Source organism: Tenacibaculum adriaticum (assembly GCF_008124875.1).
In the GTDB taxonomy this organism is placed as follows: Bacteria; Bacteroidota; Bacteroidia; order Flavobacteriales; family Flavobacteriaceae; genus Polaribacter; species Polaribacter adriaticus.
Window position 1 is genome coordinate 387,582 of record NZ_VNIA01000003.1, and the last position, 22,257, is coordinate 409,838.

The 22,257-nt window shown below is 32.2% G+C and carries 16 protein-coding genes, 1 tRNA gene and 3 pseudogenes; 4 read left to right on the plus strand and 16 right to left on the minus strand.

The genetic code is table 11. The features are described from left to right. Nucleotides 1–2: 2 nt before the first annotated feature. Together C7447_RS10760 and C7447_RS10765 are read right to left on the minus strand one after the other, a co-directional pair. Nucleotides 3–2,981 (minus strand): SusC/RagA family TonB-linked outer membrane protein, encoded by a 2,979-nt coding sequence (locus C7447_RS10760; RefSeq protein WP_148870518.1) that lies wholly within the window; start codon nt 2,979–2,981, stop codon nt 3–5. Between the two features lie 466 nt (nt 2,982–3,447). Next, nucleotides 3,448–7,596: a hybrid sensor histidine kinase/response regulator transcription factor gene (locus C7447_RS10765; protein ID WP_148870519.1), complete on the minus strand. Its 4,149-nt coding sequence runs from the start codon at nt 7,594–7,596 to the stop codon at nt 3,448–3,450. Nucleotides 7,597–8,027: 431 nt separating this feature from the next. Here C7447_RS10765 and C7447_RS10770 point away from each other — a divergent pair, with 431 nt between their 5' ends. Next, nucleotides 8,028–9,515 (plus strand): glycoside hydrolase family 30 protein, encoded by a 1,488-nt coding sequence (locus tag C7447_RS10770; protein ID WP_148870520.1) that lies wholly within the window; start codon nt 8,028–8,030, stop codon nt 9,513–9,515. Nucleotides 9,516–9,901: 386 nt separating this feature from the next. Here C7447_RS10770 and C7447_RS14810 read toward each other — a convergent pair whose 3' ends face one another. Continuing rightward, entirely contained in the window at nt 9,902–11,203 is a 1,302-nt protein-coding gene (locus C7447_RS14810; RefSeq protein ID WP_170245990.1) for an alpha/beta hydrolase family protein, read from the minus strand. 187 nt (nt 11,204–11,390) lie between these two features. Next, nucleotides 11,391–11,852: a DUF1097 domain-containing protein gene (locus C7447_RS10780; RefSeq protein ID WP_148870521.1), complete on the minus strand. Its 462-nt coding sequence runs from the start codon at nt 11,850–11,852 to the stop codon at nt 11,391–11,393. Nucleotides 11,853–11,993: 141 nt separating this feature from the next. Between C7447_RS10780 and C7447_RS10785 the strand changes: the two genes are divergently transcribed. Then, the gene (locus C7447_RS10785) at nt 11,994–12,965 is read left to right on the plus strand and encodes a helix-turn-helix transcriptional regulator (protein ID WP_170245993.1); all 972 of its coding nucleotides are present in this window, start codon (nt 11,994–11,996) and stop codon (nt 12,963–12,965) included. Here the strand turns inward: C7447_RS10785 and C7447_RS15000 are convergent. The 5 genes and pseudogenes from C7447_RS15000 to C7447_RS10810 form a co-directional block, all read right to left on the minus strand. After that, a pseudogene (locus C7447_RS15000) lies at nt 12,966–13,077 on the minus strand (AraC family transcriptional regulator); the annotation flags it as partial. Nucleotides 13,078–13,125: 48 nt separating this feature from the next. Further along, nucleotides 13,126–13,284 (minus strand): annotated as a pseudogene (locus C7447_RS15100) (RteC domain-containing protein); the annotation flags it as partial. 265 nt (nt 13,285–13,549) lie between these two features. After that, nucleotides 13,550–14,110 carry a DNA-3-methyladenine glycosylase I gene (locus tag C7447_RS10800; protein WP_148870524.1) on the minus strand — a complete coding sequence of 187 codons (561 nt, stop codon included), beginning with the start codon at nt 14,108–14,110 and terminating at the stop codon, nt 13,550–13,552. Between the two features lie 74 nt (nt 14,111–14,184). After that, on the minus strand, nt 14,185–14,331 hold the full coding sequence (locus C7447_RS14920) for a hypothetical protein (RefSeq protein ID WP_211354916.1): 147 nt from the start codon (nt 14,329–14,331) through the stop codon (nt 14,185–14,187). A gap of 189 nt (nt 14,332–14,520) precedes the next feature. Then, entirely contained in the window at nt 14,521–15,312 is a 792-nt protein-coding gene (locus C7447_RS10810) for an SDR family oxidoreductase (protein ID WP_148870525.1), read from the minus strand. A 125-nt stretch (nt 15,313–15,437) separates the two neighbouring features. Between C7447_RS10810 and C7447_RS10815 the strand changes: the two genes are divergently transcribed. Continuing rightward, the gene (locus tag C7447_RS10815) at nt 15,438–15,806 is read left to right on the plus strand and encodes a winged helix-turn-helix transcriptional regulator (RefSeq protein ID WP_148870526.1); all 369 of its coding nucleotides are present in this window, start codon (nt 15,438–15,440) and stop codon (nt 15,804–15,806) included. Here C7447_RS10815 and C7447_RS15055 read toward each other — a convergent pair. The 4 genes and pseudogenes from C7447_RS15055 to C7447_RS10825 all read right to left on the minus strand — a co-directional run. Then, a pseudogene (locus tag C7447_RS15055) lies at nt 15,803–15,964 on the minus strand (site-specific integrase); the annotation flags it as partial. The gene C7447_RS10815 and the pseudogene C7447_RS15055 sit on opposite strands and share 4 nt — an antisense overlap. A gap of 121 nt (nt 15,965–16,085) precedes the next feature. Beyond that, entirely contained in the window at nt 16,086–16,358 is a 273-nt protein-coding gene (locus C7447_RS15060) for a site-specific integrase (protein WP_317128805.1), read from the minus strand. Between the two features lie 30 nt (nt 16,359–16,388). Then, nucleotides 16,389–17,051 carry a phage integrase SAM-like domain and Arm DNA-binding domain-containing protein gene (locus tag C7447_RS15065; protein ID WP_317128806.1) on the minus strand — a complete coding sequence of 221 codons (663 nt, stop codon included), beginning with the start codon at nt 17,049–17,051 and terminating at the stop codon, nt 16,389–16,391. A 239-nt stretch (nt 17,052–17,290) separates the two neighbouring features. Next, nucleotides 17,291–17,375, minus strand: a tRNA-Ser gene (locus C7447_RS10825). A gap of 348 nt (nt 17,376–17,723) precedes the next feature. Between C7447_RS10825 and aroC the strand changes: the two genes are divergently transcribed. Further along, the gene (gene aroC / locus C7447_RS10830; protein WP_148870527.1) at nt 17,724–18,788 is read left to right on the plus strand and encodes a chorismate synthase; all 1,065 of its coding nucleotides are present in this window, start codon (nt 17,724–17,726) and stop codon (nt 18,786–18,788) included. 50 nt (nt 18,789–18,838) lie between these two features. Here aroC and C7447_RS10835 read toward each other — a convergent pair whose 3' ends face one another. The 3 genes from C7447_RS10835 to C7447_RS10845 all read right to left on the minus strand — a co-directional run bounded on the left by C7447_RS10835 (nt 18,839) and on the right by C7447_RS10845 (nt 22,250). Beyond that, nucleotides 18,839–20,470, minus strand: a complete 1,632-nt coding sequence (locus C7447_RS10835; protein ID WP_148870528.1) for a pyruvate dehydrogenase complex dihydrolipoamide acetyltransferase — start codon at nt 20,468–20,470, stop codon at nt 18,839–18,841. Between the two features lie 3 nt (nt 20,471–20,473). Continuing rightward, the gene (gene pdhA, locus C7447_RS10840; protein ID WP_148870529.1) at nt 20,474–21,469 is read right to left on the minus strand and encodes a pyruvate dehydrogenase (acetyl-transferring) E1 component subunit alpha; all 996 of its coding nucleotides are present in this window, start codon (nt 21,467–21,469) and stop codon (nt 20,474–20,476) included. Between the two features lie 109 nt (nt 21,470–21,578). After that, the gene (locus C7447_RS10845; RefSeq protein ID WP_148870530.1) at nt 21,579–22,250 is read right to left on the minus strand and encodes a hypothetical protein; all 672 of its coding nucleotides are present in this window, start codon (nt 22,248–22,250) and stop codon (nt 21,579–21,581) included. Nucleotides 22,251–22,257: the final 7 nt, after the last annotated feature.

Sequence of the window (22,257 nt, forward strand, 5' to 3'; positions counted from 1 at the left end):
TATTATAAATTAATTGACAATCCAAAAACAGCTTTTCCTGGAATAGGATAAAACCCTTTATCTAAACCAATACTATTATTGTTTTCACTTCCTGACTCAGGATCTATACCTCTATGCTTTGTAAAAGTAAAAAAGTCATCTAAAGAAATGTAAATTCTTATTTTGTTTATTGAAGTCGCTTCTAAAATATCATTTGGAAGTGAGTATCCTAATTGTAGTTGTTTAATTCTCATATAAGATCCATCTTCAATCATTAAATCAGTATTATAGGCCTCTGAAATATTAGCAGCAGAAGGAAATGAAGCGTTTGTGTTTGTTGCCGTCCATCTATTTGTATAATAGTGTAATGGGTGATTTGTTATTGGGCGATCTGGCCTGTTAAATCCTAACATAATATCATTTCCAATTGTACCTTGAAAATTCATATTGAAATCAAAGTTTTTATAAGCTAAAGATATAGAACCTCCATACAAGGCATCAGGATGAGGAGATCCAATCATTGTTTTTTCATCAGCTTTATTTAAGGCTCCTGTTACAGGATCTACACCATTTGTTTTATATCCGTAAAAATACCAAAGTGGTTTCCCTTCTTCCATTCGAGTTGCGATCTCTCCTCCAAAAATATTATTCCCGTTAAGAGCTCCGGGAGCATCTAATACAGTAACTTCATTTTTTAAGGTTGAAAAATTCAAATTAACACCATATGTTAACCCTCCTGCTGTTGAATCATTATAACCCAGTTCAAATTCTAAACCTGAATTTTCTACTGTTCCTACATTAAAAGCCCCTATATTTTGACCAGCAGAAAGTGTTTTAATAATATTTCCATCAGTAGTTATTAAATCTTCGGTTTCTTTTTTATAATAATCCATTGAAAAATTCAATCTATTTTTTAAGGTTCTTAGATCTATACCTGCTCCAAATTGTGTTGATGTTTCCCATCTTAAATCTGGATTAGAGAAGACTCCTAAATTCAAACCTGATTGCCCACCATAAACGACACCGTTATCGTTAACACTTGAATCGTAAAATTGTTTCCATGGATTTCCAAAATCTAAACCTGCGTCAGAACCGTTTTGGGCCCAAGAAGAACGTATCTTTAATGTGTTAATTATTGAATTTTCATCCCAAAAATCTTCTTTAGAGATTACCCATCCCGCAGAAACTGCTGGAAAAACAGCACCTCTATTTGCCTCAGGAAAAGCAGAAGATTGATCATAACGTAAAGATCCTTCAAACAAATACTTCCCTAAAAAATCATAGGATAAACGACCAAAAATAGAGTTCATCGCTTTTTTTACATTTATTTGCCCACTAATACCAGCACTTGAAAAGGTAGCATAATTAATATACCCAAATGTTTCGTTGGCTTCAGATGGTGTACCTTCTAATCTTTCAAAAGAACCATCATATTCCTCAGCAGAATACCCTATCAATGCAGTGATTCCGTGATTTCCAAATTGATTAGAATATGTTGCGAAATTTTCAAAAATCCATCTAGAATTTCTACCAGATTCACTTAGTAAGTAATTACTGGCTGTTGCTTCACCACTTACAAAATATGCGGGTGCCCATTTTCTGGTTTTATACTCTGATTTTTCGTAACCGTAACGTGTTGTGAATTCTAAATTTTTAAATAATTTAAATTTTCCATAAACAGAAGTTAAAAAGAATCCTTTATTGGTACCTCCGTTAAATAAGGTATTTGCATAAGCAACGGGATTAATTGTTTCTCCAGTAGTATATGTTGGGTAGGCATACAATCTACCGTCTGATGCTACCAAAGCATTGCCATTAGAAAATGCATCAGTTTCTCGTGTCGATCCAGGTAATGCGTAAATTGGAGTTAAAGGATCTATTAGTAGGGCATTGTTAATAACACCACGAGTTTCATTATCTTCATTAATATTTGATTTATTAGTGTCAGAATAAGTAGTGTTAATACCAACTTCTAACCATTCTTTAACATCACTTTTTAAATTTACTCGCAAGGTAGTACGGTCATAATTGTCATTATCACCCGAAACAATACCATCTTGATCTAACCTAGAACCTGATATATAGTAAGATGTTTTTTCAGTAGCTCCTGAAAAACTTAAATCATATCTTTTCATATCGGCTTTTTCAAACGTTTCATCTAACCAATTAGTGTCTATGCCATTTGCAACGACACCTGGTTGACCTGCTTCACTCATATATTGAACAAATTGATCAGCATTCATCAACTTCATTTTAGTTCTTAAAGATTGTATTGTATATTGTGTACTAAATGAGATTTGATCTTTTCCTACTTTTCCTTGTTTTGTAGAGATAATCACAACTCCATTTGCACCTTGTGTACCGTAGATTGCTGTTGAAGCTCCATCTTTTAACACTTCCAAATTAGCTATATCGTTTGGAGAAATATTGTCTATAGACGAAACTTTCATACCGTCTACAATGTATAAAGGATCTGAGTTTCCATTAGATCCAATACCGCGAATTCTTACTTTAGCAGTAGCCCCAGGAGAACCTGAAGAAGAGACTACGGTTACACCAGATGTTTTTCCTTGTAGTACTTGTTCTACACGTTGGCTTGAAGAGTTTTCAATTTGTTTAGAATCTATACTAGAAATAGCCCCTGTAACCAAACTTCTTTTCTTGGTTCCGTATCCAACGATCAACACTTCATTCAAAGACTCTAAAGACTCTAGGAGGGTAATATTAATTGTGGTTTGGTTTCCTATTATTACTGTTTGAGAAGACATACCAACAAAGGAAAACACTATTTCATCTGTAGAACGAACATTAGTAAGTGTAAATTTACCATCAAAATCTGTATTTGTACCATTGCTTGTTCCTTTAACAAGAATGGTTGCACTTGGAATTGGCATTCCTGAAACATCTGTAACAAGCCCAGTTACCGTTTTGCCCTGTGAAAAGACATTTTGCACACACAACAGAATACATGCAATAATCACGTATTTAAACTTTATCATCATATTTAAATTGGTTAATTAAAATAGTTAGTTATTTGGTTAATTTGTATAGTCTCGGTCTTTTCAAATCAAATATTGTTAAATACTAACGCAAGCAAAAACATCATTAATCCTATTAATAATATTTCGATTATTAGTTTGACATTTGAATTTTTACGATTCATATACTAATTATGTCTCCCAAATTTAACATACTGTTAATATTTTATTTACAACATACAGTGCAAAAAATAAAACAATTGTTGCTTTAGAACTCATTTTAAATACAGATGCAGCATTTGTAGTATTTATTGCAACATTTGTGTTTATTATAAAAATATAGTGTAATTATTGAAAAGTGTAAATAATTATAAGATTTTTTTTAAGAAAAATTAAAATAAGTGTTAAGGCGAATTGTTTTAAAACTTACCAAGTTTTGAGGTTAGTATTAATGAAAGATGAAAAGTTAATCTGTTTTAAACCTTATCCTTTAATTATTCTTAATTTCAATCTCTGTTGGTAATAGTCCAAAATGAGCTTTAAAACATTTTGAGAAGTAGGATGGAGAGGCAAATCCAACAAGATAACAAGCTTCACTAATATTTGTGCTCCCTTTTTCTAAGATTTGCTTGGCTCTTTCTAGCCTTATTTTTCTAATAAATTCATTAACAGTTTGCCCAGTTAATGCTTTTATTTTTCTATAAAGTTGACTTCTACTTAAATTTAATTGAGATGCTAACTCTTCTACACTTAAATTTGAATCACTTATATTATCATTAATATAAGTTAGTAGCTTTTGAATAAAATCTTTATCAATAGAACTGGTATTATCTTCAGTACCACTAATTGCTGCAAAGTATTTATCAAAAATTAATTGTCTGCTCTTTATTAATTGAGATATGCGAAGCTTTAAAAGCTTTAAATCGAAAGGTTTTACCATATAAGCGTCTGCTCCCGTCTCAATACCTTCAATTCTGTTTTCAATAGAGGCTTTAGCGGTTAACATTAAAACAGGAATATGGCTAGTTGAAGTATCTGTTTTAATAATTTTACAAAAATCAAAACCATTCATTTCAGGCATAATAACATCTGTAATTATAACGTCTGGAAATGATTCTCGAGCAATTTTAATTCCTTCTTTACCATTATTAGCTAATAAGACTTTGTATTGATCGTTAAGTTCTATTTTTAAATAATCTCTAAGCTCAACATTATCTTCAACAATGAGTATGGTGAATGATTTGCTTGCTTGAACATTTTCTTCAGTTTGATTATTAAATTCTACGCCTAATGGTAATAAAAAATCTTCTTTTTTTGTACTTAATACATTTTCATTTAATACAATGTCATTTTCATTAAAGTGCTCCTTTCCTACAGGAAAAAATATTCTAAAAGTAGTGCCACTACCGACTTTACTTTTTACTTCAATTTTACCTTTATGTAGTTTTACAAAGCTTTGAACAACTTCTAATCCAATTCCTGTACCTCCAAAATAAGTTTTGTTTTGACGTTCAACTTGATAAAAACGCTCAAATATTTTTTCAACTTCACTTTCCTCAAGACCAGGGCCAGTATCCGAAATTACTATTTCAATTGCTTTCACAGGGTTTGTGTTATCAACCAATGGTAAGAGGTGTAACTGATCTGTAGATAAAAGTTCTAAGTTTATAGTTCCTCCTTCAGTAGTAACTTTAATAGCGTTAGACAATAAATTAAAAAGTATTTTTTCAAGCATTTTAGTATCCACCCAAACTGCTAAATCTGGAACATCAGCATCTACACTTAAATAGATGTTTTTATTAAACGCTTCTTCTTGAAAATATTCTGCAATATTCTTTGTAAAATCAATTAAATTTATTTTTTCTGCTCTAACATTCATCTTATTTAGTTCGAGCTTTCTCAAATCCATTAATTCATTTATTAATCTGTATAGTCTATCTGAATTTTTATAAATAATAGCCAGCTTGTTTTTTACTTTTTGTGGTAAATTGAGCTCGGTATTACTAATAATATCTTTTAATGGATTTAGAATTAATGTTAAAGGTGTTCTAAATTCATGAGAAATGTTTGTGAAAAATTGAATTTTACTTTTGTTTAATTCATCATTTTGTACTTGCTGTAAACGTTCATTTCTAATTATTTCTTTTTCTTTAATTCTATTTTGAGTTAAATGGTTTAATAAATAAATTCCAAAGAAAAACAATGCCATATATGAAAAAATAGCCCAGTTTGTTCGCCACCAAGCAGGAAGTATCGTTATTTTTAATTCTAAAGGAGTTTCATTCCAAACGCCATCGTTATTTGCTGCTTTTAATTTAAAAACATAGTCGCCACTATCTAAATTTGTATAGGTTGCACTTCTTTTTTGACCCACATAATTCCATGTTGTTTCGTAGCCTTCTAAGTAATAAGCATAATTGTTTTTTTCAGGACGTGTATAGTTAATTCCTGCATATTCAATAGTAAAAACAGGCTGTTTATGTGTTAAACTAATATTATCTGTTTCTGAAATAACTTTAGTTAATGGAGATTCTTTAACTTTTGGAATTACCTTTTCATTAAACAATTTAAAATCAGTTAAATATAGTGAAGGAGCGTTATTGTTAATTTTAATGTGCTTTGGGTTAAAATAATCTACACCTTTAAAATTTCCAAAATATAGCATTCCTTCAGCATCTTTTAATGCGGAGCCAAAATTAAAATCGTTTGATAACAATCCATCATTAGAGGTGTAATTAGTAAAACTTAGATCCTTTAAATCAATCTTAGTTAATCCGGAATTTCCACTAACCCATAAATTATTATTACCTTCTTCAATTATACTTGATACATTTTCTTCAATTAAGCCTGTAAATTTATTAAACCAAGTAAACTCATCTTTGGTCTTATTATATTTACAAAGGCCAGCCCCTTGAGTACCAATCCACATATCATTATTTGAGTCTTCATAAATTGAAAGGATATGGTTTGCATTTGAAGGATTATTATATTCTTCGGTCATTCTATCTCCTAAAAAAGTCACGTTAAAAGATTCCTTGTTCAACTTTTCAACTTTAAACAAACCATTAGTGGTTCCTACCCATATACTATCTTCAGAATCTACTAAAACTTTTCGGATATCAGATGTTAAGAGACCGTTTTTGGCAAATACATCAGAATCATGTTTTTTAAATTTTTTAGTTTTGGGATTATAGGAGTGAAGTCCTTGAAAGAAAGTTCCTATCCAAATAATACCATTAGAATCTTCAGAGAGACTTATAATTGTGTTAGATTTTAAATCTCCAGATGTATTTTGAATATTATAATTTACGAATCTTTTCTCTCCTTTTTTTAAAATAAAAAGACCACTATCCCAACTACCGGCCCACAAATTTTGTTGAGAATCAATAAATAATGTTTCAATATAATCTGATGATAGCCCAGAATAGATAGAGTTGTCTTGACTATTTATATGTGTTATTTTGGAAGTTTTTTTATTATAAACATCAATTCCTCCTCCATCTGTGGCTAACCATAGTTTTTTAGAGCTATCTTTAACGATACCCATAACTGAGCCTATTTTCAATGAGTTTTCTTTATTGGACAAGCTTTTAATATTCATAAATTTGTCGTAGAGTTTATCACTAACTGCTACTCCGCTATTGTAATATCCCATCCAAATTCTTTCATTTTTATCAATAAATAAAGTCCAAATAGAGTTGTGTAGAATACTATTTTCATCTGTTTTATTAGAAACATAGTTTTTAATTACCTCACCATTATCTTTAATATGAAAAAGGCCATCATTTTCAGTTCCAATCAACATGCTGCTGTCTGATAACTGAACAAAAGTCATTATTTTTTTTGTTGAAAAGCTAAGCTGTTTAAGATCAATAATGTCATTATTTCTGTCGTCACTTAAGGCGCATTTAAAAACGCCTTCGTTATTTTCAGAGCCTATCCATAAGTTATTATTAACATCTATATATAACGTTTCAATTGCAGAATCAAAAGACTTTTTATTGTTTAAAAATAATCTGGTATGGATAAGTTTATTATTAATTAAATCTACTTCTTTCAGTCCAAAATTTGTTCCCACAAAGGTTTTTCCTTGTTTAGAATGCTGAATGCTATTAATGTTTATTGGCAATCCGTTTTCAGCTAATGTTGAATTAAAAATTTTCTCAACATTAAAGGTGTTTAAGTTTAGTTTAAATAACCCCAAACCATTATTAGTACCAATCAATAAGTTGTTTGATGAATCTTCTTCTAAAGACAAGATATGCTGAGTGTTGATGCTATCTATAACAATTCTAAGAAATTGATCAAGTTCTCTATTGTATAGATTTAAGCCATTTTCTGTTCCTACCCAAAGCCTATTTTTACTATCTAAATAAGAGCATTCAATTCTACTACTACTTAATGAAGTTGTATCTTGTAGTCTATGCTTGTATGAGATATAATCTATACCGTCGAATTTATATAAACCTGTACCGCTAGTGCCTATCCAAATAAAACCATAATGGTCTTGAAGAATACTTGAAATCCCAACTTTAGCAATACCTTCTTTTGTGTTAACAAAATGAAATTCTTTACTCGACTCTTGCGACCAAATGTTTATAGTAATTAAAAATATATAGAAAAGAAATAGTTTCTTCATGTAAGAGTCCTCTTTTTGATTAATTTAAATTTTCCAAATAGTTTAATTTCTTTTAATTATTTCTCTTTTGTTTATGGAATAAATTTACAGGCAAAAACTATTACTAATATAAAGGTAATGAAAATAAAAATATGATAAAATACTGCTTCAAAAAATATTATTATTAATTTTATTGCTGTTAATTTTTAAGGATATAATATAATCATAGCTGATTCAACAGAGGCTGCCATTAATATAATGGTTGTGTTTCTGTTTTTATCTTAGATAAATGAGGCCTAAACAAATATCTTTAATACTGATATTATATCATTGAACAAGCATTAAAGTTTGTCTAAAATATTTTGAATATAAATGTATCTGGCATACCAATTACAGCGGTTATTTATGAAGGAGTTGTAGGAGTGCATGTTGGGTAATTAAAGAATAAATTAATGGCGATAAAAAATTTAATAATAGTCTTAACAGCATTAATAGTTGCTTCATGTTCTAATGGAGTTAGTAAAACGGAAAGTGACGCTCTAAAAAATGAAGCTAAACCAGAAAAGAAAGCGGTTTTTACGCCCATGAATGCTATTGTGTATACAACTGCTGAAAATACAGCGTTGAGGTTAACAAATCAAGGTGAATTAACATTTGCGAAAGCAAAACAACCTTTTGAAACAGAAATTACAATATTTGTAAACCCGAATAAAAGTTTTCAAACCTTTTTAGGAATTGGAGGAGCTATTACAGACGCATCTGCTGAAGTTTTTTCGCAATTAAGAGAAGATAAAAAAGAAGAATTGCTTAACGCTTACTATAGCGAAGAAGGTATTAATTATAATATTATAAGAACAAGCATTCATAGTAGTGATTTTGGTTCTAAAAGCTATACTTATATAAAGGAGGGAGATTCAGAATTGAAAACATTTTCTATAGAACCTGATAGAAAGTTGAGAATTCCTATGATTAAAAGAGCAATACAACTAATCAAGAATGATTTGGTATTTTACGCAAGTCCTTGGAGTCCACCTGCATTTATGAAAACTAATAAAAATATGCTACAAGGCGGAAAATTGTTGCCAGAATATTATCAAAACTGGGCAAATTATTATATCAAGTTTATAAAAGCTTATGAAGCTGAAGGTATTTCTGTTTGGGGAGTTACTATTCAAAATGAACCCATGGCAACGCAACGATGGGAATCTTGTATTTACACAGCAGAAGAGGAACGGGATTTTTTAAAAAATTATTTAGGGCCAACATTTGAAAAGCAAGGGTTAGGGGATAAGAATATTGTAGTTTGGGATCATAATAGAGATTTAATATCACAACGAGCTAACACTATTTTTGAAGATCCAGAAGCAGCAAAGTATGCTTGGGGAATTGGCTTTCATTGGTACGAAACTTGGACAGGAGGAGAACCAAAATACGATAATTTAGGAAGTGTTAATGAATCGTTTCCAACTAAAAACTTATTGTTTACAGAAGGTTGTCAAGAAAAATTTGATGTCTCACATTACCAAAGATGGTCTAATGCCGAACGTTATGGAAACTCTATGATTAATGATTTTAATCATGGAACTGTAGGGTGGACAGATTGGAATATTTTACTCGATCATGCAGGAGGTCCAAACCATGTTCAAAACTTCTGTTTTGCACCAATTCATGCAGATACCAGAACCAATGAGTTAATTTATACACCTTCTTATTATTACATAGGTCATTTTTCAAAATTTATAAAGCCAAAAGCAAAAAGGATCAGCACAACGACGAGCAGAAGTACAATAGAGAGCACATCATTTCAAAACAAAAATGGAAAAATGGTAACTGTGATAATGAATAAAACGGAAGAGCCTATTGATTATAAGCTAATTGTTGGTGGATACGAAATCGCTTATACAATTCCACCTCATGCAATTCAATCTATAATTTATTAATTCAGCAGCTCATTTATGATGAAAAAAATGACGACTGGATTTAGTAATAATTATGATTTATTTCTTTTCAAGTGTTTTCACAAGTTGCTTATTGTAAAAAATTAAGTCGATAAAAATTCTTGGTTTTATATTTACTTTTCTTTAAAATATTTTAAGGCTACTGAATTTGGTTATATTGGATTTGATTTTCATTAAAAATAAATTGAAGTTGAGCATATGGTAAATTAGGGTTTATGATAGATAAAGGGCTCTACAGTTTTTAATATTGAAATTTAATTCAGCTTCGGGATATTTCTTAAAAGCAGGCATATGTTAGCGCCATTGATTGTACATTGCGCTTTCATATGCCTGCGGTAGTCATTTTCTAACTGGCTAGAAAATACTTCTTAAAATGAAGTCGGATTATTCGTCCAACCTAATATTTCATCTAGCCAATCCATTTCTAACTGGTTCTTGAGAAGTAGATTATTTTCTGTGCAATGTTGTTCACCTCCTTCTTCTGCTGTAGTTAGATTGAACCTGTTTTTTGGGTTCTTTAGCATAGCAAAATGACGTCTTTCTTCCTCAAGTCTTTCAGGGCCAAATTCTCCAGCACCAACCATATTCAATACAGGGCAAGAAATTTTATCTTCCATTCCTAATACAGAACCTGTACCTAGGTAGTCCATCCACTCGGCAATAGTGGTGTTGGCGTGACCACACCTAGCTCGGAAATCCCCTTCCAAAAGAAATTTCGCTGTGGTGTTTTCTGGATCTATTTGGGATTCCATGTCACGAGGGTAGGGCTTGGTATTATCAAAACCCAAAACTTGTAACATTTGTGGTTGCATAGCCCAAACAACAGGACTTGCTATACAGGCAGCGAGCCTTTTTTCAAAGCAGGCGGCTCTCGTCACGTAGTACCCGCCCACGCTATGACCAATCAGAGCAATACGATCTGGGGCAACCTCATGACGAGTCAATGCATAATCGACAACATAGCCTACTGGGACTTCAGCATCTAGCCTTAAAAAAAGATCAGGGTTTTCCCATATTGCCGCTTTCTGACCAGGAACCTCAAATATCAACACATTGTAGCCTCGGCGAACTGCTCCTTCACCGCATTGGAAGTAGACTTCTTCCAGATAGTTTTCTCCTCCCCCCATGCCTAGTAGTGTTGGTCTTTTTTCACCTGGCGCTCCTCCTCTGATGAAATATCCTTTCATTACTCTGCCGTTTTCGTAAGGGATATCCACGGGTTCGATAATTGGATTGGATAACTTTCCGACTTCTTTGAACAAGGAGCGTGTTCGCATACACGATTCTCTGGTAAGAGGATCTGTATCTTTTGTATACATTGCTACACAGCCCCAATACACAGCCGCACGCATGAATGCCTCACGTGCACTTACCTTGTGTCCCTTCTCGAGACATTCCCACCCTTTAGCTTCAATTCGCTCAGCCAAAGGTTGCCATGCAGGAGCGTAGGTTTCAAAATCGCCGTCCACTATATGTGAAGCTGCTTCAAAACACTCGCCAGTAGAAACACCACCATATGCCTCCTTACTCAGAGTACGTGTAAAGTGGAAATCCATATGGCTTTTAAATCTGTTTGCCATACCAGCCGTGTGACGAAAAATACTCTCGTTTTCAGCCGTTGCCTGACCTGCAAGTTTTTCCTGCGTTTTTGTTTTTTCTGTTGTTTTCATATTTATTTGATTTTAAATTTATGACGTAAAATTATTGTGCTTTTTACAGGTAAAACAGTTGTATTTTACTTGAATTCAGTCGTGAAATCTCGTTTTTAGGATTGAAAATTGATTTTATGGAATCTTTTTTCCTTGTTTAATATTATTTTTGCAGTTTTTTGGAAAAAACCAGAATCTTTAGTTGTAACTATTTTGGGACGAACTTTGTCACCGTTGTATCCAATACATAAGCAAAAATAAATCCAGCTGCTAAAGGAGGGAATAATTTAATGATGTGAACCAATTCAAGAGGAGGATGAACGCCAAAGAAGACTATCATTCCTATAAACCAAGCTTCTATATCATCTAGACCTTTGATTTTGGTAATGAAAGGCAATGAGGAGGTAAGTAAAAATAATGCCAATGGAGAACTAAATGAACCTATAAATATTGAAAGGGAATCTCCAAGAACTTCTATTAATACTCCCATAAAAATTCCTAGAATAATTTCAAGATAAATATTGATGGATTTTTTTACAGATTTGCCATAAAAAGAAAAGCTGATCCAAGCGATAAATAATACCCATGAGGGCCATGCGAAAAAACTGGCTAGGGATAATGCTACTGCTCCGAATAGCCCTATTGAAATTCCATAAATTAATGTTTTCATAATTTTTTAATTAAAATCTATTTATTTCTGTCAAAAAAATTAATGTCAATGAGATCAATTTAAATTTATGATGTAAAACTATTGTGATTTTCATAATTAAAATAGCTATATTTGACTTAAAATTAGTCGTAAAAGCTCATTATGAAATTGAATGTTGTTGGTGAAATTGGTTTTATGGAATCTTTTGCTTCCTTATTGAATACTACTGTTGAAAATAATGGTAAAATCATCATTCCTGAGCAATTTGGCAAAGGATACTTACAAGGTTTTTATTTTAATACGGATCTGAGAATGATAATTAGAAACTATGAACTGAAAGAGGATATGTTGATAAAAAAAACCAGTGTACCGAATTCTACTGAAAGGATAATCATATCATTTAAAAACCTGTTTTTATCGAATAAAGAAAATATAAATTCAGATAAAAAACTACTGCCTTCGGTTCAAGTTTTTTCAGGAAATTTAGATTCGGAGATGTTTTTTCCGAGTATGACTAAGTTTAGAACTATAGTAATCAGTATAGAGGTGGCTTATTTGAAAAAATTACTAAAAGGTGACTTTGAAAATAAAATTTTAGAAACTATTACAGGTAAAAAACAGTCTTTCTTATTTGAAGAACTCATTCCGCCATCTATTCATAAAATTGCTAATGAAATGGCGGAAACTAAAATACCCATAGCATTAACTACTTTTTATTTCAAAGTAAAAGCAGAGGAACTTATTTGTTTATTGTTTGCTGAATTACTAAAAAGAGAAAAAACTACTATAGCTGCTCTGAACATAGATGATGTGCAAACTATTTATAAAATTAGAGATACCATTATTGCTCAGTTAAATGTTCCTCCAAATCTGAACGAATTAGCCATGCAAGCTAATTTTAGTAAGTCTAAACTTAAACGACTCTTTAAACAAATATTTGGTATCAGCTTTTTTCATTATTATCAAGCTTTTAGGATGAAAGAAGCAGCACTATTATTAAAGGAACGAAAACTTTCAGTTAGTGAAGTAGGCTATCAAATGGGATTTAGTAATTTAAGCCACTTCACAAGAGTTTTTGAAGAACATATTGGTATGAAGCCTAAGAAGTATTCGATGGAGGTGAATATTAATTAATCAAGCTCGGAATTCTAAAGGTGAAATATTAGTTTTCTTTAATCAATTTACTAAAAGATTGTGAATGCTCAAAACCTAATTGATAAGCGATTTCTGAAACCAAAATATTAGTTCTACAAAAATAACATAGGCAATTATTTCAAAATGAATTGGCTTGATATTATTTGGATTTAAAATGTTTATAGTATTTGTGAAAAGATATGTTTTTACGCTTTTTACTTTCTAGTTTTATAAGAGCGGTTTTAATGTATTGCTTTTGGATTTTAGCGGTTGTGTTGGGTTTTGCCATTTCATAAGCAAGTTGATTACTGTAAAAGTTAAATCGACGGAAATTTTGTCTTTAACGTTTTATAAAAGTTGATTTCATCATTAATACAGGAAAAAGAAGCGTCTCTTATATATAAACGGAGTTCGTACAAATAGTGTTTTGAAGCTTTAATGTGTTTGTTCTTCTAAATTTTCAGTTTTAATGACACCTTTATTAGCAATTTCTTCCTGTCGAGAGGCATAGCTCTCGATTATGGGGATTATTTTTTTCATAGTAATTAGGGTTAAACCAAAATACTAAAAAAATAATTATCAATTTACCTTTTGATTTTCTTTAACCACATTGGTTTTAATTCTAGAATTTTTTGATGGATTGAGCAACTTTCGGAATGTGCCCCTTCCAAGTAACCGATACTCATTAAAAACTCGTTTACAATTTCCCCACCTGTGAACCGAAATGTCTTTTTGAACAATTTTACCCATTCTTCTTTTGTTTTAGGGTGGTGGTGGTTTAACCATTTTTCAAATGAACCAAACTCTTTTTGTAATGTAAGGATAGTATTTGCGTTTTCTATGGCTGCATTTACTTTTAGTTTGTTGCGAATAATTCCCGCGTCATTCAATAAGCGTTCACGGTCTTTTTCTTTATAAGTCGCCACTTTTTTGATATTGAAATTGCTGTATGCTTTTCTAAAAGATTGTTCCTTTTTTAAAATGATTTCCCAGCTCAAACCTGCTTGATTTATTTCCATTATCAAACGACCAAACAATTCATTGTCATTGTGAATAGGATACCCATAATGGTTGTCGTGATAATTTTTGTGCAATGCTTTTTTCTCTTCAGATTGCATTGCTTCTATTGCTGTACAATAACTCATGATGCAATTTACTTTTTTAAAGAGAATGACTGATGTCGGTCATTCTCCTTTTTGTTTCTTATTAGTATGCTTTCTTACTCTGTTATTTTCAATGGCTGAATAAGTTCGTCAATGATTTTAAAATGATACGTTAAAACTATTGTGCTTCCGTCAAATGTACATAAAATTTCTACCTTCAAAAGATCTGTTTTTCCTGTTTTTGTATATTCTCTTGGCTTCATTACGGTTTTATACTTTTCGTTTCCGTGGGATATCCAATTTTGTATTTCAACTTTTCAGTATGTGTTTTTCCTTCGTCAAAAAACTCAGGCTGTTTCAGAAAAACAATTTGCATATGCAACACCGTTAAAGTTGTCTTATGCTTTTATTAAACTTGCTATTATATTTGGTAAATCCATTACTCTTGTATTTTAAGTTGTGGGTATTGTACCTCCGTCAATTATGAATTCTGTACCTGTTAGGTAGTTGGCTCTTGGGGAAACTAGAAAACCAACCAATTCTGCAACTTCTTCAGGGTTTGCAGGTCTGCCGTAAGGTATCCCGCCCAATGCATCCATAACGCTTTGTGTTGCTTGTTCTACTGTGCTATTTGAACTTTCGGCAATTCGTTCCATCATTGCTATTGCGGCAGTGGTTTTTATCCAACCTGGTGAAACAGTCAGTACACGAATTCCTTTGGGAGAAACTTCATTTGATAAACTTTTGCTATAATTTATTAGACCTGCTTTTGCAGCTGCATATGGTAATGTGGAGTCATATAATGGTAGCTTACCTTGAATGGAACCGATATGAATAATGACACCAGATTTTTGTTTTATCATATCAGGTAAAAAGCCTCTATCTAACCTTACTGGTGCTAATAGATTTGCTTGAAAGGTTTCTATCCAATCCTCATCAGTTAACACTTCAAAACCGCCACCCGGAGTATTAGAACTCCCTAAATTATTTACCAAAATATCAAGCTTACCAAAAGTTGAATTTACTTCTTGAATTACTTTTTCGGTGCCTGATGCCATGCTTAAATCTCCTGAAATAAAATGAAGATTTTTATTTTCTTCTTTAGGTTTATTTCTAGCTGTGATGATAACTGTTGCTCCTGCTTGTAGTAATCGTTCAGCAATAGCTTTTCCTGCACCTCTTGTACCACCTGTAACCAATGCTATTTTGCCAGATAGCTCGTTATTGAAATTAAATTGTTCCATTTGTATAATTATTTTAGGCAAAATTCAGTTATACAAACAGTTTACACAAGTACGGAAAATCGAATTGCATAGGGATAAATTTTTCCCCTATTGCATATTTTGGAGCATTGGACTACTTTTACAATATGTATGAAAGAAAAATTCCATTGAACTTAAATTGCGGTCTTGACCTAATTGGTGAAGTGCTTTACGGTAAATGGAAAATTAGGTTGTTGTGGTTTATCAATGAAGGTTTTCAGAGACCAAGTGAACTGCAACGAAAAATTCCTGATGCTTCCCGAAGAGTACTTAATATCCAGTTGAAAGAGCTGGAAAGTCACGAACTAGTTTCAAAAGTTATTTACCCTGTTGTTCCTCCAAAAGTAGAATATTCATTAACTGATTTTGGAAAAACACTTATTCCTGTTATTTCAGTGTTAGGAACTTGGGGAGATGAGAATGAAGTGCGTTTGCGAACTCTTATTTCGAAAAGCTCAGAAAATTTATCTAGTTAGTGAATCATTTCTTTGTTAAGTTTATTATTTTGATCAATTACAAACTTATCTTTTAGGACCTTCATCTCCTCACTTACTTTTCTATCCAATATTTTAGCATAATGTTGTGTGGTTTTAAGAGATTTATGTCCTAACATTTTACATACAGATTCAATAGGTACACCATTGGTAAGTGTAACTGTGGTGGCAAAAGTGTGACGTGCTAAATGGAACGTTAGATTTTATTAATACCGCATAAATCAGCAATTTCTTTGATGTAGGCATTCATTTTTTGATTGCTTAGCACGGTAATAATTTTTCAGTATTCACAACATCTGGATGCTCTGCATATTTTTCAAGTATTGCTTCTGCAGTAGGGAGAATTGGAATATTACTCCTGGTGTCGGTTTTAGTTCTTTTGGTTTTTATCCATTGTTCGCCATCGATACCAATAACAACATCATTTTTTGAAAGTTTCTTTACATCTGCATATGCTAACCCGGTGAAACAACTAAAGATAAAAATGTCTTTTACTTGGTCTAGCCTTTTAATCGAAATCTCTTTTTCAATCATTTTTTGGATTTCTTCTTTTGATAAAAACTCTCAATCGACAGTTTTTAATCTTGCTTTCCAATTAAAGAAAGGGTCTTTACTAATCCAATCGTGAGCATATGCTATGCGAATGATTTTTTTTAAATTAGTAATATATTTAATTGCAGTATTATGACTGCAATTTCTTTCAGTTTTTAAATAGTATTCAAAACCATTGATGAATTTATGGTCTACATCTTTAACAGGAATATCATCTAGATTGTATTCTAGTTTAATGAAATTTTGGATATGCTTTTTAGCGGTTCTATATCTTTCTGTAGTACCAGGAGCAAAATCTTTACCTACTAATTTTTCAACTTGATCATTATGATCTTGGAAGATTTTAAGAAGCATTTTGTGCTTTTCTTCTTTTCCATTATAAATATCTCTGATTTTTAAGGCAGAAATCGTCTTATTTTCACCTACTAATCTTTGATGAATCTTATGGATTTTATTTGTTATAATATCTATATAACGATTTAGCTCTTGTGCTTCTTTGGAGAAACCTTTTGCTTTACCTGCAGAGGAATTCCATCGATCTATATTAATTTTCCTTCTTATACTTAATTCTGCGCGCTTACTATTTACCGTAACACGTAGATATACGTTGGCTTTACCATTACAATCAGCTTTACTACGTTTGATATAAAAAAGAAGTGAGAAATAATTTTGCATAGGTGTCAGTTGTATATAACACACTAAATATACAAAAAATGTATTAAAAAATAAAACATAAACCCTTTAAAATCAGTGGCTTTATGTTGATTCGGTGTCAGTTGGGTATTTTAAAAAGTGACACCGATTACGCCTCTTTTTATTTGGTTTTTGATGGTTTTATTTGAAAAGTGTAGAAAATTAAAAAGCTGATAAACATAGTGTTTATCAGCTTTTAGTGAGATTTGTGATTCTCTCAGCGGAGAAAGAGGGATTCGAACCCCCGGACCTGTTACAGTCAACAGTTTTCAAGACTGCCGCATTCGACCACTCTGCCATTTCTCCAGGTCTGCATTGGCTTCCCAATTGCGGATGCAAATATAAGAAGCTTTTTCTATTTCAAAAAATAATTACTAACTTTTTTAATCATTTTTTTACGCTGTTAACCTATGAAGTTTATAACACTTTTATAATCAATTGTTTTAAGGTTGAAAGATGAGTTTTAAATTGATTATTATTTTTTTAGATAAATAAAAATACATATAAATAAGTCTATTTATAATAGAGATGTTTGCAAAATTATTAGTAAACATGTAAAATGAATGAATAGTTTTTTATAATAATAATCGTTACTTTTATGTAGATAAAGCTTTGTTTTTTCTTCTAAATAATTAACTTCGTTTAAAAATTATTATTATGTTTAATTCCTTCGGAAATATATTAAAATTAACAACTTTTGGGGAATCTCACGGAACAGCAATTGGTGGAATTATTGATGGATTTCCAGCAGGTTTAGAAATTGATTTAGAAGCAATCCAAAAGGAATTAGATAGACGTAAGCCAGGGCAATCTAAAATTGTAACACAACGTAAAGAGCCAGATACTGTTGAGTTTTTATCTGGTATTTTTGAAGGAAAAACGACTGGTGCTTCTATTGGGTTTGTAATTAAAAATACAAATCAAAAAAGTAAAGACTATAATCATAATACAAATGTGTACAGACCTTCGCATGCAGATTACACCTATGATAAAAAATATGGAATTCGCGATTATCGTGGAGGAGGAAGAACTTCCGCTAGGGAAACTGCCAATTGGGTAGTAGCAGGAGCGTTAGCAAAACAATTGATTGCTCATATTAATATTAATGCATTTACTTCTTCTGTGGGAGATATCTTTATTGATAAGCCATATCAAGAGCTAGACTTCACAAAAACTGAAAGTAATATAGTTCGTTGTCCTGATGAGGTTTCCGCCGAAAAAATGATTGATAAAATCACTCAAATAAGAAAAGCAGGAGATACCATAGGGGGAACAATTACATGTGTTGCTCAAAACATTCCTGTAGGATTGGGAGAGCCAATTTTTCATAAGCTTCACGCAGAATTAGGAAAAGCAATGCTTTCAATAAATGCAGTAAAAGGCTTTGAATTTGGTAGCGGATTTTGTGGGGCTAAAATGCAGGGTTCTGAGCATAATGATATTTTTAATGAAGATGGTACAACTCAGTCTAACTTATCTGGAGGAATCCAAGGAGGAATATCGAATGGAATGGATATTTATTTTAGAGTAGCGTTTAAACCAGTGGCTACCATTATGCAAAATCAACAAACAATAAATTCGAAAGGAGAATTAACAGAGATTCAAGGAAAAGGACGTCATGATCCATGTGTAGTGCCTAGAGCAGTTCCTGTAGTCGAGGCATTAACCGCTTTAGTGCTGGCAGATTTTTGGTTATTGAATAGAACTAGAAGAATATAAAAAAAAGCTCGCCATTGGCGAGCTTTTTTATGTCTTATTTTAATTGAAAATTACGCAATCATCGTAACAGGGTTTTCAATAAACGTTTTTAATGTTTGCAGAAATTGAGCACCTACAGCACCATCAACCGTTCTGTGATCACAAGCCAATGTTAACATCATGGTGTTACCCACTACAATTTGTCCGTTTTTAACAACAGGTTTTTCAACAATAGCACCTACCGATAAAATTGCAGAGTTAGGTTGGTTGATAATCGAGGTAAAACTCTCGATTCCAAACATTCCTAAATTAGAAACAGTAAACGTACTTCCTTGCATTTCTGTTGGAGAAATTTTCTTGTTTCTTGCTTTTCCTGCTAAATCACGAACGGAAGCTCCGATTTGAGTTAAACTTAAAGCGTCTGTATGTTTTACAACAGGTACCACTAAGCCTTCATCTACAGCAACGGCAACACCAACATGTATGTGACTATGGAATTTTGTGGTATTATCAGTCCAGCTAGTATTTACCTGTGGATGCTTTCTTAGCGCCATTGCACACGCTTTAACCACCATGTCGTTAAAAGAAACTTTAGTGTCTGGAATTGCATTTATTGTTTTGCGTGAAGCCATTGCATTGTCCATGTCAACTTCAATATTTAAATAGAAGTGAGGTGCAGTAAACTTAGAGTTACCTAAAGATTTTGCAATTGCCTTACGCATTTGAGAATTCTTAACTTCTTCCGTTTTTTCTTCGCCAGCAATAGCAAAACTAGTTACTAGAGATGGAGTAGAAGCAGAAGTTGTTACTGGAGCTGTTACTTTAGCTGCAGGTGTATAATTTTCTACGTCTTTTTTAACAATACGGCCGTTTTCACCAGAACCTTTAACTTCTGATAAGTTAATTCCTTTGTCTTTAGCAATTTTCTTAGCTAAGGGTGATGCAAAAACTCTTCCGCTAGCACTAATTGATGAAGTTGATTCTTCAACTACTTGTACAGTTTCTGGTTTTGTAACTTTCTCTGAAGCTGCTTCTGTTTTTTCAGATGGAGTAGCGGTAGCTACACTTCCACTTTTATGTGCTTCAATAAGAGTAGAAACATCTGTTCCTGCTTTACCAATAATAGCAAGTAAGCTATCTACAGGAGCGCTTTCTCCTTCTTGAACACCAATATGTAACAGAGTACCTTCGTTAAAAGATTCAAACTCCATAGTAGCTTTATCCGTTTCTATCTCTGCTAAAATATCTCCTTCTTCAATTTTATCTCCAACTTTTTTTAACCAAGAAGCTACGGTACCTTCCTCCATAGTATCACTTAAACGTGGCATGCTAACCATAATAGTTCCTTCTGGCACATCAGCAGTTTTTGAAGGAGTCTTTTCAGAAGCAACTTCATTTACGTTAGCACTATTATCTTCTTTTTTTGGTGTTGTATTTCCATTTAACAAAGCAGAAAAATCTTCACCTTCTTCGCCAATAATGGCTAATAAAGTATCTACTGGTGCCGTTTCACCTTCTTGAACTCCAATATGTAATAAAGTTCCTTCATGAAAAGATTCGAATTCCATAGTAGCTTTATCTGTTTCGATTTCGGCTAAAATATCTCCTTCTTCAACTTTGTCTCCAACTTTTTTTAACCAAGAAGCTACTACTCCTTCTTCCATCGTATCGCTTAAGCGAGGCATATTTATAACTGTAGCCATTGTTTACTTAGATTTTATGAATGGATAATCTTCTTGTTCGTATACCATGTCGTATAATTGATTTAATTCTGGATATGGAGACTCTTCTGCAAATTTCTCACATTCTTTTACTAAATCTTTAACTTCTTTATCTATAGCTTTAATTTCATCATCAGAAGCATATTTTTTCTCTTTAATAATGTCTAAAACTTGTGTGATTGGATCTATTTTTTTGTATTCTTCAACTTCGTCTTTTGTACGATAATGTTGCGCATCTGACATAGAGTGACCTCTATAACGGTACGTTTTCATTTCTAAGAAAGTTGGTCCGTCACCACGACGTGCACGTTGAATAGCTTCATCAACTGCTTCAGCAACTTTAATAGGATTCATTCCATCAACGGGTCCACAAGGCATTTCATATCCTAAACCTAACTTCCAAATATCGGTATGGTTAGCAGTTCTTTCTACAGATGTTCCCATTGCATAACCGTTATTTTCAACGATAAAAACTACAGGTAACTTCCAAGTCATAGCCATGTTAAATGTTTCATGCAATGATCCTTGACGAGCAGCTCCATCACCAAAACAACATAAAGTTACAGCATCATTTCCTTTATATTTATCTCCAAAAGCAATACCAGCTCCTAAAGGAATTTGTCCTCCAACGATACCATGTCCACCATAAAAACCGTGTTTTTTAGAAAAAATATGCATAGAACCTCCCATTCCTTGAGATGTTCCAGTAACTTTACCATATAATTCTGCCATAACACGTTTAGGATCTTCTCCCATACCTATTGGTTGTACGTGGTTACGATATGCAGTAATCATTTTGTCTTTAGAAAGATCCATAGCGTGTAGCGAACCCGCTAAAACAGCTTCTTGTCCGTTATATAAGTGTAAAAATCCTCTTACTTTTTGTTGAATATAAACAGCAGCAAGTTTGTCTTCAAACTTTCTCCAAAATAGCATATCTCTATACCAGTTAATGTAGGTCTCTTTGGTTATTTTTTTCATTCTGAATTGTTGTTGTTTGTGGTTGCTTATTAAAAATGCAAGTACAAAAATAACTGTTTTATGTAGAATAAAAAAAGAGGAATTAAGGAATTATCGTAAACGTTTTCGTTTATTTATCTATTCTAACAATTTGCGCTATTACTTTTGCTCCTTTAGCTAAGTACCACATGTCAGAAGCGACAATTTCTTTGTTGTCATCATAAATTGTGAAAGCTCCCGTATTTGGTCTTAATTTTCCCTCGTCAACTGCTAAAATTTCTATTTTATTAAAACCAATATCGAGCGGAATTGTAAAGAGTTTTATATCGTTTTTTAGAACATAATTTTTTACAATCATAGTTCCATTTTTATAAATAGTGATAACATCTCCATCAAATTTACCAAAGTCATAACTACTGATATTTATATTTTTTGATTTTGTATGAAAACTTCCTAAATCCATATCAATCATAGGGATTTCATAACTGAATCTCTCAGCATTTTTGTTAAAGTGCTGCCTAGCTATCATTTCAGGAGTAATAATGCCTTTGTTTTTTAAATCTTCTTCAGATTGTTTTTTTTGTTGCTCTTTTTTTAATTCTTTATTAGCATTTTTAAAACCTTTATCATTATTAAAATCTAATGATTTAGGTTTGTTTATCTCTGTAGCAGGTGCTTTAATAATTCCAATAGAAGAACCGTTAAGATTCCCTCCGTTAGAACCGTCAACTTGAGCGAATGTTTGAAAAGAAACTACGCTAATTATAAAAACGAATATAAAATATATTAACTTTTGCATCATAGGTGTT

Bases quoted from the DNA above. Each gene is read 5' to 3' on its own strand.
- C7447_RS15065 (WP_317128806.1), bottom strand. From the start codon at position 17,051: ATGCAAAATTATTTCTCACTTCTTTTTTATATCAAACGTAGTAAAGCT.
- C7447_RS10810 (WP_148870525.1), bottom strand. From the start codon at position 15,312: ATGGAACAATTTAATTTCAATAACGAGCTATCTGGCAAAATAGCATTG.
- C7447_RS10765 (WP_148870519.1), bottom strand. From the start codon at position 7,596: ATGAAGAAACTATTTCTTTTCTATATATTTTTAATTACTATAAACATT.
- C7447_RS10780 (WP_148870521.1), bottom strand. From the start codon at position 11,852: ATGAAAACATTAATTTATGGAATTTCAATAGGGCTATTCGGAGCAGTA.
- C7447_RS10845 (WP_148870530.1), bottom strand. From the start codon at position 22,250: ATGATGCAAAAGTTAATATATTTTATATTCGTTTTTATAATTAGCGTA.
- C7447_RS10770 (WP_148870520.1), top strand. From the start codon at position 8,028: ATGGCGATAAAAAATTTAATAATAGTCTTAACAGCATTAATAGTTGCT.
- C7447_RS10815 (WP_148870526.1), top strand. From the start codon at position 15,438: ATGTATGAAAGAAAAATTCCATTGAACTTAAATTGCGGTCTTGACCTA.
- C7447_RS14920 (WP_211354916.1), bottom strand. From the start codon at position 14,331: ATGAAGCCAAGAGAATATACAAAAACAGGAAAAACAGATCTTTTGAAG.
- C7447_RS14810 (WP_170245990.1), bottom strand. From the start codon at position 11,203: ATGAAAACAACAGAAAAAACAAAAACGCAGGAAAAACTTGCAGGTCAG.
- C7447_RS10760 (WP_148870518.1), bottom strand. From the start codon at position 2,981: ATGATGATAAAGTTTAAATACGTGATTATTGCATGTATTCTGTTGTGT.
- C7447_RS15060 (WP_317128805.1), bottom strand. From the start codon at position 16,358: ATGATTGAAAAAGAGATTTCGATTAAAAGGCTAGACCAAGTAAAAGAC.
- C7447_RS10785 (WP_170245993.1), top strand. From the start codon at position 11,994: ATGAAATTGAATGTTGTTGGTGAAATTGGTTTTATGGAATCTTTTGCT.
- C7447_RS10800 (WP_148870524.1), bottom strand. From the start codon at position 14,110: ATGAGTTATTGTACAGCAATAGAAGCAATGCAATCTGAAGAGAAAAAA.
- C7447_RS10835 (WP_148870528.1), bottom strand. From the start codon at position 20,470: ATGGCTACAGTTATAAATATGCCTCGCTTAAGCGATACGATGGAAGAA.
- pdhA (WP_148870529.1), bottom strand. From the start codon at position 21,469: ATGAAAAAAATAACCAAAGAGACCTACATTAACTGGTATAGAGATATG.